16 protein-coding genes and 1 pseudogene are annotated in these 15,851 nt (G+C 48.3%); all 17 read right to left on the reverse strand.

Features of this window, described 5'->3' with window-relative positions:
- Positions 1-306: pseudogene (locus AN618_RS10670) on the reverse strand (hypothetical protein); the annotation flags it as partial.
- Between the two features lie 9 nt (positions 307-315).
- Positions 316-741 (reverse strand): hypothetical protein, encoded by a 426-nt coding sequence (locus AN618_RS10675; RefSeq protein WP_066354865.1) that lies wholly within the window; start codon positions 739-741, stop codon positions 316-318.
- 62 nt (positions 742-803) lie between these two features.
- A complete protein-coding gene (locus AN618_RS10680) occupies positions 804-1,028 on the reverse strand; it encodes a hypothetical protein (protein WP_066354866.1) in 225 nt (74 codons plus the stop codon).
- Between the two features lie 145 nt (positions 1,029-1,173).
- On the reverse strand, positions 1,174-2,628 hold the full coding sequence (locus tag AN618_RS10685; protein ID WP_066354868.1) for a hypothetical protein: 1,455 nt from the start codon (positions 2,626-2,628) through the stop codon (positions 1,174-1,176).
- A gap of 26 nt (positions 2,629-2,654) precedes the next feature.
- Positions 2,655-3,812: a radical SAM family protein gene (locus AN618_RS10690; protein ID WP_066354869.1), complete on the reverse strand. Its 1,158-nt coding sequence runs from the start codon at positions 3,810-3,812 to the stop codon at positions 2,655-2,657.
- A gap of 125 nt (positions 3,813-3,937) precedes the next feature.
- Positions 3,938-4,405: a hypothetical protein gene (locus AN618_RS10695; RefSeq protein WP_157081720.1), complete on the reverse strand. Its 468-nt coding sequence runs from the start codon at positions 4,403-4,405 to the stop codon at positions 3,938-3,940.
- A 201-nt stretch (positions 4,406-4,606) separates the two neighbouring features.
- Entirely contained in the window at positions 4,607-5,077 is a 471-nt protein-coding gene (locus AN618_RS10700) for a hypothetical protein (RefSeq protein ID WP_157081721.1), read from the reverse strand.
- Between the two features lie 28 nt (positions 5,078-5,105).
- Entirely contained in the window at positions 5,106-5,354 is a 249-nt protein-coding gene (locus tag AN618_RS10705) for a hypothetical protein (RefSeq protein WP_066354873.1), read from the reverse strand.
- A gap of 87 nt (positions 5,355-5,441) precedes the next feature.
- Positions 5,442-7,178: a single-stranded-DNA-specific exonuclease RecJ gene (locus AN618_RS10710; protein WP_066354885.1), complete on the reverse strand. Its 1,737-nt coding sequence runs from the start codon at positions 7,176-7,178 to the stop codon at positions 5,442-5,444.
- Between the two features lie 106 nt (positions 7,179-7,284).
- Positions 7,285-7,752: a metal-dependent hydrolase gene (locus tag AN618_RS10715; RefSeq protein WP_187694925.1), complete on the reverse strand. Its 468-nt coding sequence runs from the start codon at positions 7,750-7,752 to the stop codon at positions 7,285-7,287.
- A 24-nt stretch (positions 7,753-7,776) separates the two neighbouring features.
- Entirely contained in the window at positions 7,777-7,992 is a 216-nt protein-coding gene (locus AN618_RS10720) for a hypothetical protein (RefSeq protein ID WP_066354889.1), read from the reverse strand.
- Between the two features lie 77 nt (positions 7,993-8,069).
- Positions 8,070-10,232: an SF1B family DNA helicase RecD2 gene (recD2, locus tag AN618_RS10725; RefSeq protein WP_066354891.1), complete on the reverse strand. Its 2,163-nt coding sequence runs from the start codon at positions 10,230-10,232 to the stop codon at positions 8,070-8,072.
- Positions 10,233-10,460: 228 nt separating this feature from the next.
- Positions 10,461-11,492: a hypothetical protein gene (locus AN618_RS10730; RefSeq protein ID WP_066354893.1), complete on the reverse strand. Its 1,032-nt coding sequence runs from the start codon at positions 11,490-11,492 to the stop codon at positions 10,461-10,463.
- 357 nt (positions 11,493-11,849) lie between these two features.
- Positions 11,850-12,563, reverse strand: coding sequence for a RusA family crossover junction endodeoxyribonuclease (locus AN618_RS10735; RefSeq protein ID WP_066354895.1), 714 nt, complete (start codon positions 12,561-12,563; stop codon positions 11,850-11,852).
- Positions 12,564-12,621: 58 nt separating this feature from the next.
- Positions 12,622-12,879 (reverse strand): hypothetical protein, encoded by a 258-nt coding sequence (locus tag AN618_RS10740; RefSeq protein ID WP_066354896.1) that lies wholly within the window; start codon positions 12,877-12,879, stop codon positions 12,622-12,624.
- A 1,337-nt stretch (positions 12,880-14,216) separates the two neighbouring features.
- Positions 14,217-15,248 carry a ParM/StbA family protein gene (locus AN618_RS10755; RefSeq protein WP_245628502.1) on the reverse strand — a complete coding sequence of 344 codons (1,032 nt, stop codon included), beginning with the start codon at positions 15,246-15,248 and terminating at the stop codon, positions 14,217-14,219.
- 2 nt (positions 15,249-15,250) lie between these two features.
- The gene (locus tag AN618_RS10760) at positions 15,251-15,550 is read right to left on the reverse strand and encodes a hypothetical protein (RefSeq protein WP_066354922.1); all 300 of its coding nucleotides are present in this window, start codon (positions 15,548-15,550) and stop codon (positions 15,251-15,253) included.
- Positions 15,551-15,851: the final 301 nt, after the last annotated feature.

Here is a 15,851-nt window from a genome sequence, read left to right on the forward strand (position 1 = left end):
TGCGTGGCGGCTCCTCCAGTTTGCCTTTCCGGTACAGCCGCAGGCAGGCAAAGAAGGAGTCCCACGCCTTCCTTGCCTTTTTGATGACCTCCTGCCCACATGTGCGGGCAGGGCACGATATGCCTGGTGTTCCTTGAACTCGGCGCACAGGGTTTCGTAGGAAGGCACGGGTTCACCCTTGAAGAACGCCTGCCTGCACCTGTACTGGACGGCGTTCCAGAGGGCAGCGCAGCAATCCCCGATTATCTCAAGTATTTGCTTTTGCTGTTTATCGGGCAAGACCCTGACAACGTTTGTTCGCTTCATACTTCTATTTTAGCACAATTGACCGCCGCTTTCATCCCTACCCTTGAAAGGGTAGGGCTTTCTCGCGGCGGTTCTGTAACTGTGGAAATAGAACACGGCACGCTTCCCGTCAATTGTCACAGTCTGTCTGTAAAACCAGAATCCCCCCACAGGTTTGGTAATGTAATCGGGAACGCCCTCTATGACTTCAAAGCGCCCCTTCTGTAAATCTGGTATGTCGCGGACCATAGGAATGACCACAAAGACCAGCAGCGCCACGCCGAGTGCCTTGAAAAACAACCTGACCGCAATAGTAAACCGTCGCTGCGCAGTTTCCGACCACTTCTTTGCCTTTCCACCTTTTCTTATCACCTCAAAGTTTTTCCCGCCGAAGTAAAAGAAATATAAAACACTCAGCAAAGCAAAAAACGATAGAACCGTTAAAAACTTAACCATGAAACCAACCCCTTTTATCTGGAAGATACCCCGCTTCGAATTTGCTGCTGGTACCAACGAAATTAGACGTATTTTTTAACCCTGAACTCCGTCCGACATTTGCTGCACTTAACAATAAACAAAAATTTGCCTTCTTCTGCACAATCGTAGTCTACGATCTTCAGATACTCCCGGGACAGACACTTGGGGCAAGCATACTTGCCGCCTTCTATATACGCAGGTTCCATTAGTTTTCGTTTCTCAGACTGATTGTCGCTGCTACTAGATTTACCTTTCCTCTGCGGCATGTCCTTTCTTATCCCCCTTTTGATTTTAGTTGCCCATAAAACAAAAGCCGCCAGGAAATACAGCTACACTCTCCAGTCGGCCAACCTTGCTTTAATCCTGAATGCCCCTTTCCAACCTTTCACGCCTCTGTACTATCCATCCAGCTCATATCGCTGCTCTCCTGCGTATTTTCTGCCATAAGGGGCGCTTCAAACGCTCGTCCGTGTTCTCCCGCCCGCCTTTCTCCGCACCCATAACGTCATCTTTCATCTGAGCCATCAAACCTTCCTGATAATACTTAACCGGATCTTCTCCTTTCAGATACCCTATAAAAGTCCTGAAATGTGCTTCCCGACCTGCAGCGCGCTTCCAGTCTTCTTCACTAATAAATTCCGCCCGCCCTTCTTCCACATCAATTTCGTAATAGACAGCATCCAACACGGCTTCGAACATTTCCAGAAATTCTTTCCTGCAGCCAAGTCTCTCCGCCCGCTTTAAAGCCTTCGTTGTGAGTATCACCGCCTCCGCCAGCGCTTCTACCGGCGACGTCTCAACCCATCGCGCTGGTTTCCCCCACCTGGTGTCGTGCTCGTCCAGTATGTCGTCGATAAACCTAAACGCCGTTGCTACTTCCTGCACCATCTTCGCCGCTTCGCCCCTTAACCCGTATTTCTCTACATATCGATGATGGTAGTTTATGGTTCTGCACTTCGCATCCAATTCCGCGTTGGACATCCGTCCTTCCAGCACATACCTCTTATACACGTCCAACCAGATTCGCTTCGTCCCAAACACGTCCCATCCCCATATCCGAAGCGGGCAGGCATAACCGAATCGTTTAAGAACTTCCGCAAGCGGCTTCAGCGTTGTAAAGTCGGATGTCGTTATCTCCGTAAAGCTGCGCCTCAATTCTTCCAACCCTTCCTTAAACAGCTTCGTCCGTTCTACGGCATACGCATCGTCTTCGTCCTGCCGCCATTTAATCATGCGTTCCTTAAAATCAGCGTCAACATAAAAACCGATTAACGGGCGTTTTAGTACATACGACAAAAACATCGCCGACTTCATGTTCTTTAAACCGTCCACTATCACCAAAGGGTCATTGCTGCTGCAGCGTTGCATGTCATCGGCCATCAGTTTAACCAAGATAAATGGGTCTTCCGATTCGATCTCCGCAAGTCTTTCGCCGTATCTGCCAGCCCCAAAAATTCTAGCATATCTCCCAACCCTGTAATACGGTATGCCTCGATAGTGCGCTATCCCTTTTGCAAGAAAACTTTTGGCCGCACCTGCAGGTCCCGAAAAGGACAAAATGTAGCCGCTTAGCCCGTCCCTGTCCAGTTCTATGTCCACAACTTTCCTGCCGTAATCACCAACAACAGAACCCGCTTTTATGCATTTTTCTTCAGGTATGTTCAGCTTGAGCCTCGCGCGTTCGAGCGTCCTGCCGGTCGTTACGTTGCGGTCCACCAGCATCACTTCGTCCCAGTCGGATGCGCAAAATTCGGGATATATCCGTCCTTCGTCGGGGCAGTACACAAACTTCCTGTCGGCTTCTATGTCAAACCAATAGACCAAACCGCCGCGATATATAAATACAGCCGCTCGTTTAACTGGCATGCTTCGATCGTCTCCCCCTCAAAAGACTATAGTTTCGAAAAAGTTATTAACCCTCTCTCAAAATAAAGCTTAAGGTCTTCCATCGTCGGCGCGGGACGGTATCCGTCAAACAAAACGCAAGTGTTGAATTCCGCGCCAACGGTCATCGCTATGTCTTCCGTCGCGCAATACTCGTCTTTAAGCCGGACAAAATAACCTTCCGGCGTCTCGTCAATACCTTTCACCGGCAATCCCAGCGATTCAATATACCCTGCCAGAGCATCAACGTCTGCTTTTTTAAACATACCTAGTTCCTTCCTCCAGCGATTGTTCCTGTTGTATGCCACGTCCATACCAAATTCATCTCTATACAACGTCCCCGTGAACCGGTGTAGCCTGAGCCGTTGGACGGACGTTCTTATCTTCTCCTCCAACCGCTCGGCCAGGACGTTCTTTATCTTGTAGTACGCATGTCCTCCAGGTGCTTTGCGCTTCTGCGTCGTCAAAAAACCAATGCCTTTCAGCCCATCTTCCGGCGAAGGCAACCCGAACGTCCCAACGGATACGCCCCGATACGTCGCAAATTCTAATCCAAGCTTCTCGAGTTCCTTCAGTATATCCACCGCCCGGTCCACATTGTGTTCGTTTATCGGCCCCACTTCCACGCTTATCCTGCGGGGTAAAATGCCTTTCTTCAACAAATATTCAATCCCTTTTAACTGCTTTCTCTCATCAATGGGCGTCCAATCAAGTTCCCTGCCTCTCGGCGTTAAGGTCGTACTAAACACTACACGCTCGTCCCAACTAAAAGCGTCCAGTTGCCTCGGACCAAAATATCCCCTGTGCAGGATGAATATGGGATTTTTATATCTGTATGCCTTTAGAAACGCTTCGATTTTTCTCACCTGTACGCTCCCATCGCTGCGAGCGCAGAGCATTATACCGTCCTTGTCCTTCCTCACCAGCTTGCTCGCTTCCAAAATTTCCGCTAATCCATTCGGCAAGCACAGCGCTTTCGTCCGTCCGGTGCCTATCAAGTCATCCGTTCCCCCTACCCAGCGGTAGTAACAAAATTTGCACCCTATCATACAGCCCATCACTATGTCGCAATCTATCGTATACCTGCGTTTGAATATGGGGGAGTTGACAAGCAACCAGTGCTCGCCGTTATCGTAACCAAGATGATTTTGAATGCTGATTTTCATTCCCCTCAGTCCTCCTTCTTATATTTGACGCTCTTAATAAAACTAAAAAGGCCATCCTTGATGTTGGGTGCCTCAAGAACGGCCTTTTAATCTTCTCGTTTATGAGTTTTAAATCAGTAGTATTTTCAGATTGCAGTTTCATGTATAAAAAGCCAAGCTATTCCTAGAATTCCGAGCATTACAAGCACAGGATGCGGCTCTATAACTGGGATGATGCAGCAAGCCAGGACGATATTTTTGAGATGTGTATAGTTTGGGGACAATACTCCGTATTTGAGAGGATAGACTTCATATTCCCTGTATTCTCCGCCCCATCCCAGATAATCTGCTATCTCTTCGACAATCTTCTTCGTCGACCAGCTCTGTAATTCTACCGCATAAACCAGTTTATGGTTTCCATTTTCATGTTTGATGAAAACCAGCCAGTCCGTATCCGTCATACGTATGTATCCAAACCAGCCTTTAACGTATCCGAAATCAATAAACCCGTCTATGGTCGTTGTCTCCCAGGAAAGTAGCTTCCTCCGTGTTACCACGCATCTGTTGGGATTTTGAGATATTTCAAGTTTCCAGAACAGCGGAACATCTACCATACTCCGTAGACTGATAGCAAAAACGATTAGGCAAGATATAGATTGCCAGATTGCAAGTTGCTTATGGTATATCATAATTGCCATCCCGATATAACATGCAAACACCAAGGCAAATGTGTAAAATACAACATTAGCATAATTGGAATCACTTTTGATAATAAGCGTTTCTTTGTCTTGCTCCGCCTGCACCGCCATCTCCCCTTAAGTTTCGTTATTTCCCTGCTGCGACATCAATTTTATTACCCTGCGAAGAATATCGCCACGATATATCTCGAAAGCCTCTACCTTCCTCTCATCCCTCTGCTCAACTACAGGTAAACGACACCGATATCTCCTTTGCTTTTTGTGAAAATAAACTCTCGGATTAATTTCAACCCCGTTGTTGAATTTGACCTTCAAGACCGCTATCGCCGATGGCACTTTGGGCGGATTCAGAGCCACTTCAAAACGCTCAATTTTGACATAAATTCTCTTAATCAGTCGCTCTATAAGGCTTGATATCTCTAACAATCCGGCAAGGATCAAAAAGACCGCAAGGGTAAAAAACAGGAACAACACTGCTCCTACTACCGAAATCCCTACAGCCGCAAGAAGCGGCACGCCACGTTGAATCAAAACACTGCTTATACTTATAAAGGCAAACAAAAAATAAAGAAATATCGTGAATTCCATTTTATTCCCCTTTTTTTTTTGTTTGATTTTATACATCCAATCTCGCCTCTGCTTCCCTTATAACCTTCTTTATTTCCAGTATCTTAAACATGATTTCGTCCCGCACCGATTCGTATGCCGCAAAGTCAACATGAAACCTGCACGCTACCCGCACTTCCATCTTATCCCCCTTCGGCATCAGCGAAAACGTTACTATATCCCCCTCCGGCAGTTTGTCGTTTGCCTCCAAATCCCCTTCAGGCAGTCTGTCCAAAATGTTTAATTGTTCCCCTTGCATCTAAATCCTACCTCCCGTAACCCCCAAATCCCTTGTCCCCAGGCATAAAATACAAAAGGGATGGCATCTACAATACCATCCCCTTAACTACAATAAAACCGCCCCGTATTTCCTGAACGTCTCCGATTCCAGTAGGTTTCTGCGGCCATTAGTATTTGCCGCCCTGCTCAACCCTAATTCCGCAAATATATCCCGTATATTGCCGTCGTTTACATGAGTACCATTTTTCCATTTCGCATAAACGTTCAACAAATATTCCCTCGTGTATACACGCTCCCTCACTTCATGTACCCTCAGCATCACTTCCCTGCCGCCGTTGTATTCGTTCACCTGAGGCGTTACCGCGGCATATATCGTCTTTCCTTCGTCAATTCCTATCCCGTCATCCGTAAAAAACTTTAAACCGCCCGTCCTTACCAGCTTCCAGCCTTCACCAATCCTTACCTGCTCCACTACACCCTTATACAAAAACACCGGCTCGGGATTCGATTCGCCGCTCGGCTCAAGTTCGTCCAGCTCTTCCACCTCGTCGGGCGTTACTGCCGAAGTTATAACCCCTTCTATGTCCAGCCATTCCGTCATGTCCTCCAATGTGAGCCTCTCTCTTGCTATTTCCTCCAATACCGCCTGAAGCCTGCCGACATCCTTTATGCTCACCTCAAGACCGCACGCTTTCCGGTGGCCGCCGTATACTTCAGGCAATCCGCACCTCGCCTTCGCTTCGTGCAAAGCGTCAAGTATCGAAAATTCACCAACACTCCGTCCCGATGCCTTCACCACTCCGCCCTGCTCGCTCCCTACTAATACCGGCCGCTTTATAATCCCCGCTACCTGACCGGCCACAACTCCCGCTACACCCTGCGGATAGCCTACCACAAAAAACGGAAACATCGAACCGTCATACTTTGACATGCACTCTTCTACCGCTTTCTCTATTATCTCCTGCCGCTCCCTGTTCATCCGCTCCAGCACTCCCGCCAGCTTTGCCGCCTCATAATAGTCATCCGTTGCAAGCAATTTATACGCTATCCTCGGGTCGGACATCCGCCCGGCAGCGTTTATCCTCGGCCCTAACTGCCAGCCAAATGAATAGCCGTTCAATATTTTCGTCCCCGCTGCGTCCATCAATGCCTTTATCCCTACGGGCGGCGATTCCCTCATTATCAGCAACCCTTCCCTCGCAAGCCGGTGGTTCGGGCCCACTACCGGCATCATGTCAACTACCGTGGCAAGAGAGGCATAAACCTTCAGGCGCCCGTCCATGCTTAGTCCCATCGAATCCAATAATGCTTCCCCTACCTTATACGCTACCACTGCACCGGCATAGTCACGAAATACGTCGTCCGAATGCAGTTTCGGGTCCACAACTATGCACTGCGGAAGGGTGTTTTTCGGCTCGTGGTGGTCCGTCACCACCATCCTTATCCCCAGTTCCTTCGCCGCCTCCGCAGCTTCATACGCCGCTACCCCATTGTCTACCGTGATTATCGTCCTTATCCCCCGTTCCTTCAGTTCCTTCACATGCCTAGCCTTTATCCCGTATCCCTCCCTGCGTGTGGGAAGGACGACCGTTACATCAGCCCCAGCCTTCTTCAGCGCTTCCTTCATTATCAGCGCACCGCAGATGCCGTCACAGTCATAGTCGCCAAAGACGGCTATCCGTTCCTTCGCTTCTATGCTTTCCTTTATCGCCGCTACAGCCTCCTTTAAGTTCGGCAGTTCGGCTTCCTTATAGCTTATATCATCATAGCCTCTTGTTTTCCTTACCTGCTCCAAAAGGCTGAGACGCCCGTTTAACCCGCCTCTTATGCGCCATACCGCCACATTATCACCCCTTTCTCGCCATAACCGCAATAGCAATAATACCAGAGCATGAAGAATGGAGAGAAGGAGGAAGAGGACGAGCTCCCCTGATCCCTCCATGCCCCGGTTACATGCCTATCATCTTGCCCGTCAAAGAAACAAGCAAAATAACCGCGCTGGGAAATATTACCAGGTTTTCTAGAATGCCGCCCATCCTCACTAGTGGCACCTTTACTCTACCACGATAAAAGGGCCATAACAGCCCTACCCCAGTTATATTAAACATGTCTAACAGAACGTGCGTTGCATAACCTAACGCTGCATATACCGCCAGGCCCGGCAACACCGCCCGGCATATAAGACTGATTAGCATAACCGCCACCAATGAATGGCTCGCGCCCCTGTGGCCTATCAGGGGCTTTAACAGCTTTCCCGTCATCCCTACAGTATCAAAGTCCGGCATAATCGCCGCTATACCGCTTACCGCACCGCCTATTACCGCCGATACAACATCCGCTCCACATGTCTCCGCATAGGCCAGACCCGCCGCTATCCCTACCACTATGTGAGTCCTTTGCTTCATCTCTTTTCCCAACCAGTATTACAAGAGATCTCGTCCCTACGAAGTTAATCCAGCTTTCTTTTTATATTCGGCATTAGCATTTCTTATATTCTCATCATCCAGTTCTGCTATGTATATTTCCTTCCCGCATCCGTTGCAATAAGCCAACTTCGCGACAAAACTATACTCTACCCCTTCTATGTTATCATGAATTAACTCTTCCTTAACAGTATATTCGACATCTTTGTCGCAATAATAGCAGTACCTTTTCATATCCTACTCTCCTTTCCTTACTAGTACTATACCGTGTTGTATTATCATCTCTAACTATTGCTATCCCCCTTTTCCTTCTATCTCACTACAGTTAATTGTAACTGCCCCGACATTAACCCTTTTAATCGCTCGGCCAACGTCGTATATCTTTTCTCAGCATCTATCGTGTTCACCGCTATCCAGATCGCCTTCTTCTGCCCAACTATTATGACTTTGTTTACTGCCCTGGTTATCGCCGTGTATAAAAGGTTCCGCTTCAACATGATGTAGTGGCTTGTTATCAGCGGCACTATCACCGTGTCATACTGGCTCCCCTGGCTCTTATGCACCGTTATTGCATACGCCAGCTCCAGCATCCCCACTTCATCATCAATATACGTAACCTCTTTATGAGGATACTCTACCACCATCCTTATACAGCCATCCTGTGTATCCTTGTATATATCCTTCACTATCCCAACATCTCCGTTGAAGCATTCCTTCCCGTAGTCGTTCGTTTGCTGCATTACCCTGTCCCCTACCCTGAATACCTTGTCCCTGAATACTACCTGCGGCTTCCCCGGGTCTGCCGGGTTCACCCTTTCCTGAATCAGCCTGTTCAAATTTGCCGTCCCCGCTTCGGTCCGCTTGACGGGCGTTAATACCTGTACCTCAGCTCCAGTCTTCACTTCCGCTTCGTAAAGGTTCACTATCTGCTCCGGCGATTCGTATTCGTAAAAGCAAAAATCCTTCCCGTTAAAATACGGATACTGGCCCCGGTTAATACGGCCAGCATTCAATACTATACCCGATAACTCTGCCTGCCGAAATATCACGTCCAGCTTCGTCGTCGGCAAATACTCCATCATGTCCGTTAATACGTCCCCCGGACCTATCGACGGTAACTGGTCGCCGTCACCTACAAATACTATCCCGCTCCCTTCCTTCACCGCCATCACTAAATGATACATCAGCACAGTGTCTATCATGCTGGCTTCGTCCACAATGATCAGGTCGGCGTCTATCGGGTTAGTCTCGTCCCTGCCAAACCTAAGGTCCATCCTTAATTCGCCTTCCAGTTCATCTTCCGTGCCGTCGGGCTGATACTCCAACAGCCGGTGTATCGTCTTCGCAGGATGTCCCGTCACTTCCTCCATTCGCTTCGCCGCCCGTCCCGTCGGTGCCGCTAGCTCCACAACTAGCCTGTTCGCCTTCGCTACCTCAATTATCGCCTTTATCACCGTCGTCTTGCCCGTGCCGGGACCTCCGGTGATTATACTCGCTCCATACTGAAACGCCCGCTCCACTGCCATCCGCTGCTTCGACGTATACTTCATCCCCTGCTCCCTCTCCATCCCGTCCATCACTGCTCCTGCATGAGCCTTGATTTCCGCCGCTATCCCGGCTTCGTTTAGCTTCGCCAGCTTCCTCGCTACCGCCGTTTCATAGTGGTATAGGTATTTCAAATACACCCTGTCCGCTTCTTCTTCCGTTTCCCGATTGTTCCTCATACATTCCAGTATCCTCGGCGTCGCTATCGCCTGCTTCGTCTCCTCCAATACCTTCGCCACCAGCTCCTTCTTCGGCAAATACACATGCCCCTGCGCCGCAGCCTTGCTCAATACATACCTGACGCACGCCGTCACTCGTTCCTCCGACTTCGGATCCATCCCCAGCTTCAACGCTATCTCGTCCGCTTTCTTATACCCTATACCCTTCACATCCTCGGCTAATTTGTACGGATTCTTCTCCAATACCTCAAACGCCCGCTCTCCATACCTGCGGTATATCTTCCTCACCATGTTGGGGGTGATGCCAAGCGGCACCAACTTTGACTTCAGTGCGTTCAATACACTGTCTGCCCTGAACTCTTCCCTGATGTTCTCTATCACGCTCTCCGGTACAAGCCCCCTAAACTGCTCAGGATCTTGCTGCGCTACCTCCAATGCCCTTACGCCATATCTCGATACTATCGCCTCCGCCCTGGCCGGGCCTATTCCCTTTATCCCCTGCAATAGCTTCATCACATCCGCTTCCGTCAATTCCCGCGAGCGCTCCACATGGCTCGCCTTAAACTGCTTCCCGTATTTCGGATGTTCTACCCAGCTACCTACTACGTCCAGCTTCTCACCTTCATAACATCGCTCAAAGAGCACCACAACCACGTCGTCCTGCCCGTGCTTCACACGTGCTACGGTATACTGCGTATCGGGATTGCTGTATATCACCTTCTCCACCCGACAGCCGTTCAATACCTGCAAAGAATCCCCTCCTTCCTAAGCTACCGCATCGCCAGCAGCAGCTATTCTAAACCATATAAGCCTCCCTCCACTCGCGGCGGGGGGAGGAATTCATGTTTTGCATGCTTCCCAAATATACATAAAAAAAGAGGGGAGGATGACACCAACACCCTCCCCCAACAGAACAGATATGTCCGTCCGTTCTATATCTAAAAAGGCAGGCGGTATATTTTTGCGGGCTACTATCCCCTAGCCCGTCACCACTTGATCGCTATCACCTCCCTTCCGCATTAAAACCACCTTGCCACCCAACGCCCTGTATAAGTCCCCTTCGTCCTTAGCCAAAAAATAATGGAATTCCTTATACCCCAAAAGCCTCCCCCATACCCTTGCTTCCTTAACGCCCCTCACAAAAAACACTACACCCTCCGCTCCCCACCTCTCCTTCAATTCCTCCTTCGTCCGCTTCATTAGCATCGCAGGCTCATGCACGTTACCGTCCGTTACGTCGCTCAATAACATCCGCTTCCCGTTCTTCTCCCACGCATACCTCACCGGCGCATCCTTCAACTTTACCAACTCCCCGCTCCCTACATGCACCTTCAGCTTCCCCACATTCTCTCTCCACACTACCTCTTGTTCCTTTAACATCCTTAGCATTTCCCCCATCTCTTCAATCATCACCAGATAAAGTTTCGCTGCCGGCATGTTCGTTAACCAGTCTCGCCTGTCTGCATTGTAATATTCCCGCTTCTCGTATACCACAATATGCCCCATGTCTTTCCCCATACTGTTTAACATCCCCTTTTCAGCCATCTCTTTCCCCCATTTATCCCTTATGTATATCGCATATCTTCTCCCACATACGTCTACCATCCACTTCACAGAACTCTTATTAGCAGGTATCTTCAGCTCTTCCAATGCCTCCCGCCTGCCTATTATCTCGTCTACCCCCACCTTCTTGGTTATCCTGAATATCTCATTCGCTTTCAATATTTCTTCCAGTTCCTCTCTTTTCACATAATACTCGTGCGTCTTTATATTCGACCTCCCTTTTACCTCTTCCGCTCCTCGCCTCGTCAACACCGCATACTTCTTCTTTGCATCCCATGGCACCCTCTCCACCCTCACCATCTTCTCCTTCCTCAACCTGTCTACCAAATAATATCCCCGCCTCGCTTCTCCCCCCAGTATCACGTCTATTACTTGTTCTATCGTCATCGCTTTGTATCTCTCTAATCCCTTTAATATCTCTTCTTTCTCCATTGCCATCTCTCCCATTTCCCTCTCGCCACCCCTGTCGTTGCTGCAAATTTATAAAATTTCTCCGTTGTTTTTCAGAGGATTCCCTTAAGGTTTTTCTTTGGTTGACATCTTGCGGGTTTCATGCCCTCGACCTAAAAACCGCCCCTGGTAAGGTGGCTTAAAGTCCAGTTAAATCAAGGCCTAAGGGGATGGGGCGGAGAGTGTAGAAAGGCGTATTAATCATAAAATTTTTCGCTTTGAAGTTGTTTCCCCCTGATATCTTCCGTATTTGGACGACCTTTTGATAATTGTTCTCATTACGCCTTTAAAGATGAAGATAACATCCGTTTATCGGGCACAAATAAGTGCATATTTATACATTTAGATGTTATTTTATACACCTTTAAAAAATTCCACTGCACCATCATTGTTCTCTCCTGTATTTTGGGCCTTTGTGGGCTTTATTACATACTCAGGAATTAACTCCAACCATTCTTTGTATATCTTTGCAATAAAGTCGCTTACTCTCTCGTCTTCGACGACAAAGATTTCCATTTTGGATTCTTCGGAATCTCCGACCTCGCTTTGGGCGAGGAAGGTATGAAATATTTGCGCATTGTCGTCTTTGATGATGCTGTTCTTTTTTAAGGAATCCACAATGGCCTTAACGGCGTAGTTATCCAAATCACCGGTTCTCTGAGGGGGGAAGGTCACTTTTACGAACACAATTGCTTTTGAGAAAGGCGGTACAAAGCCTTTAAATTGTTCAAACCGAGGGTTTTCGAGGTTTTCGAGGGCGTTTTTAATCTTGGTATCCCACCAGGCGAAGACAGCGCTGTATGCGTATCGATGCTTGGGCATTTTTAATCTAAGGGTATGGTTTAGCGACGGAGGGATAGTAGGGACAAGAATATAGAGCAATTTGGGCGGCCCTAAATTAAAGTAGGCTCTTTCCAGGGAAGTGATGCCGTTTTTTTCACGGTAATCCAGACGGGATATTAATTCCCGTCTGTATTTCTCCAAGTCCGTCAAACAGAGGATCAGACTGCAGATAGAATCCTCTATTTTATACACTGACATTTCCAGTTCTTTTCGTAATTCTCCCATTTTATTCATCCCTTCCAGTTTTCTTTTGCCTTTGAATTGAATTTATATTAAGCTGAACCTACAGGTTAAACATTTTTTCTATAAAGTCTTCGCTAAAGAGCCTGTTGTCAACAGGTTCTTCTTTTTGGGCGGGCTGCTCCCGGTCGTTTGCTGCTTCAGGAGTTGGTGAAGATGCCAATTTGATTTCTTTCAAGTAATTGCTGAAGTCATAATAGAGCCTGAGGGCTTCTTTTACAATTCCGCTTCTTTTGCCCGGTTTTTCTTGCCATATTGGGTGATCAGAGGGTAGCCTTACACTTAGCCTTTTATCCTTCATACCGTCATCCCCTTTGTCCGACAGTGCTTAATTTAGGTTTTGCCCGCTCGCCCCTCTTGATAAAAAGAAAATGTCCGACATTTTTGTCGGACTGCTTTCACTGCTTATTTTATCTCATTCTTCCGGCTTTCTATTTTAGTTTTGTCCGACATTTCCCCTTTATTACTGTATATACTTCGGATTTATTCCTCCGGGCATGTCGGACATTATTCATTATAACATTCTAGTTTTCTTTTATTTTTAAAGATCTCCGTCATGTCAGACATACTTGTATGACTTTTCTGCCTTGAACCCTCATCATTTTGTATAGGTTTGTGGATATATGGGTGAACGTGACCTGGTTCGAAAAACTTGACTTTTTTATCTTTAGTCAAGCCGACCCCAGACAGGGCTTCCGCCTCTTTCCGGATATTTGATTTGCACTTCGAGGTGCAGGGCGACAAGGAGTCTCGCCCCGGGAGTTCCACCCGGACGGGAGTACTGCACCGGAAGGGCACAACCGGCACGGACCGCTTAACATCAGGAAAGCTTCAAGCTTCTGCCGGATTGTGTAGAACTTCGGGCTGGGAATTGCTCCCGCCCCCACGTCCTGTTAGGACGCCTACCGTTTTGTCCGACGCGGGGTGACGTCCTCCCCTCAATAAATTGAGGGGCATCCTCAAGCGGATGCGCGCAAGGTTTTACTCCTGCGCTTCGGTTCGGCGACGCCGTGCCATACCAAGTAGCATGACACGACCGCGGGCCGCGCCACACAGCCACTACTCCCCTTCACGGGAGATACCTGATATGCCTTCTCGTAGATGTTCAGTGCACCGTTTACATCTCTAGGTGCCGCTTAAGCGGTTCTTGGAGATACTTGCCAGACCGCCGCTTTCATCCCGCCCCCTAAAGGAGGCGGGTCTTCCCGCTGCGGGTTCATAAGGATCTGGTTGCCAGGTTTTACAAAAATCCCCAGCTTGTTTCACTTCGGCTGCGCCTTCCCGCGCTTTAGGAGCAGCCTCGCCTTCGCCGGGTGGCAGAGTATGAGGCACCTTCCCCTCGCGTCGACGACAGAAACACACATTCCAACTACCCCTTTTCCGCTCGTGCGGGAGAGCCACTCTCTCTCCACCGGGTCAATGCCCGGGTGAAATTCCCCTTCGGCAATGCCAGGCGGGCTTAGCACGGTTCTGGCCGTGCGCGGCATTGAGCAGTTCTGCCGGAAGAAACCGGACTAGGGGAACATCCGGCCTCCCTTAGTAGCCCGCCAGGCGTAGGGCTAACTGAGGGCCGCTACGGCTTGTCTTGTTGCCCTGAGCCTAGTGTACGGGTTTCCCTCAGGCCCGCCAACCCAAGCCCTACGCATTGAGGTGTAGGGTCCGTGACCCTTCGTTAGAGCCCATTTGAGCCTGTCGGACATTATTCTTCTGCCTTTTCAGGAAGGCCATATATCCCAGTGCGTTAGCGAACTGCGGCAAAGGAGGCACTTCCGCCTGAGGTATCATTTCGAGTAAGAACTCGCTCAGTTCCATTGCCCCGCCGCCGATTAAGAATATCTTCCCGGCAAAATCTACCTTATCCGACCATATCGAAAGCACGGCGTCTTTTATTATTTTCCCGACCTTGTTTAATGCATCTCTTTTCGCATTTCTGAAGTCCAGCAATTGCCCTTTGAAGGTTATCCTTTCCTCTTCCCAGATATTTTGCGCTTCGGACATCGTGAGCGGCCTTCCTGTCTTCTGAGTGAATTCGTCAGCTACTATCTTTACGGCAGTTGAGATACCTATCTGAATCGAACCGGAATATGTCCTTAGCGGATTAATACCATCCCTCCTGCATTCGAACAGGGTGTAGTCGGTAGTAAAGTAACCTATGTCGATGATGCCCAAAAGTCCGGTTTCAGGGAGTTTACCGCTCATGGAGAATATAGCTCCGAATCCCTGCGGGAAAACATATATTTCACTGAACCTGATAGTCCTTTTGGGTTTACCTTCGATTTGGATGTTGGCAGAAATGCCGGTCAGTTTTGACTTAATGTCCTCTTTAAGCGAGGAATAAAAGGATAAGGGCACTCCTATACCTAAGGTTATATCCCCTTGAGCACCTACGAGATAAGCTCCCGAGAACAGCAGTATCTGTCCTATTTCATCGACGTATCTATCGGGAGTAAAGGACATCAAAACCGCCCTGGATTCTTTCCGGGCAGCCTCTCCTACTGCCACCAGTTCACGCCTACCCATAATTTCGATTCCCAGTATGAAATTATCATCCCAACCAAAGTCGATAGTTTTATTACCAATATATGATATTATTGACGGGAAAATAGTCATTTGGCCGTCCTCGGAAACGGCCTTTGTATAGCCATTGCCGACATCTACCGAGACTAACATTTTCACTCATCCCCTCCTGCTTTCTTGGAATTACCAATTGTATAGGCAGAGAGTTCAATAACTTTAGAAGATAAGTTCGGGATACTAATCACCCCAAAATTATGCCAAAACTTTTCAAGGTTATCGACAATAACCTTCCCTGTCTTTATATCCACTTTTATTAAAATTTGGTCCGCTTTAAGCTCATCTGCATGAGTGTCTTCGCCAATATCCTTGTTTCTATCACTTATTTCGTTTATATTCTTGACGTTATAACTTTTGACCTTATTTCCTTTCTTGTTTTTCCTTTTCTTGCCTTTCATTTTACAGAGCACCACGGGATTTCATATCCCCGTGTTCACGTTATCGCTCCCCTCCTTTCTCTATTCTGATACACCAAGAGATGCTTGCATTTCTTATGCCTCACTTTGTTAATTCGAAAAAACTTTTGAACTCAAAAAATAAAACCCCACAAGGGATACTCCCTGAATTGTGGGGTTATTCCAGGATAAGCTATCCTTGTGACGTCCTCCCCTCAATAAATTGAGGGGCATCCACAAGCGGATGCACGCAAGAAACCCTTGCGCTTCGGTTCAGTGACACCATGCCATCCCAGGAGGAACG

The organism is Fervidicola ferrireducens, assembly GCF_001562425.1.
GTDB lineage: Bacteria > Bacillota > Thermosediminibacteria > Thermosediminibacterales > Thermosediminibacteraceae > Fervidicola > Fervidicola ferrireducens.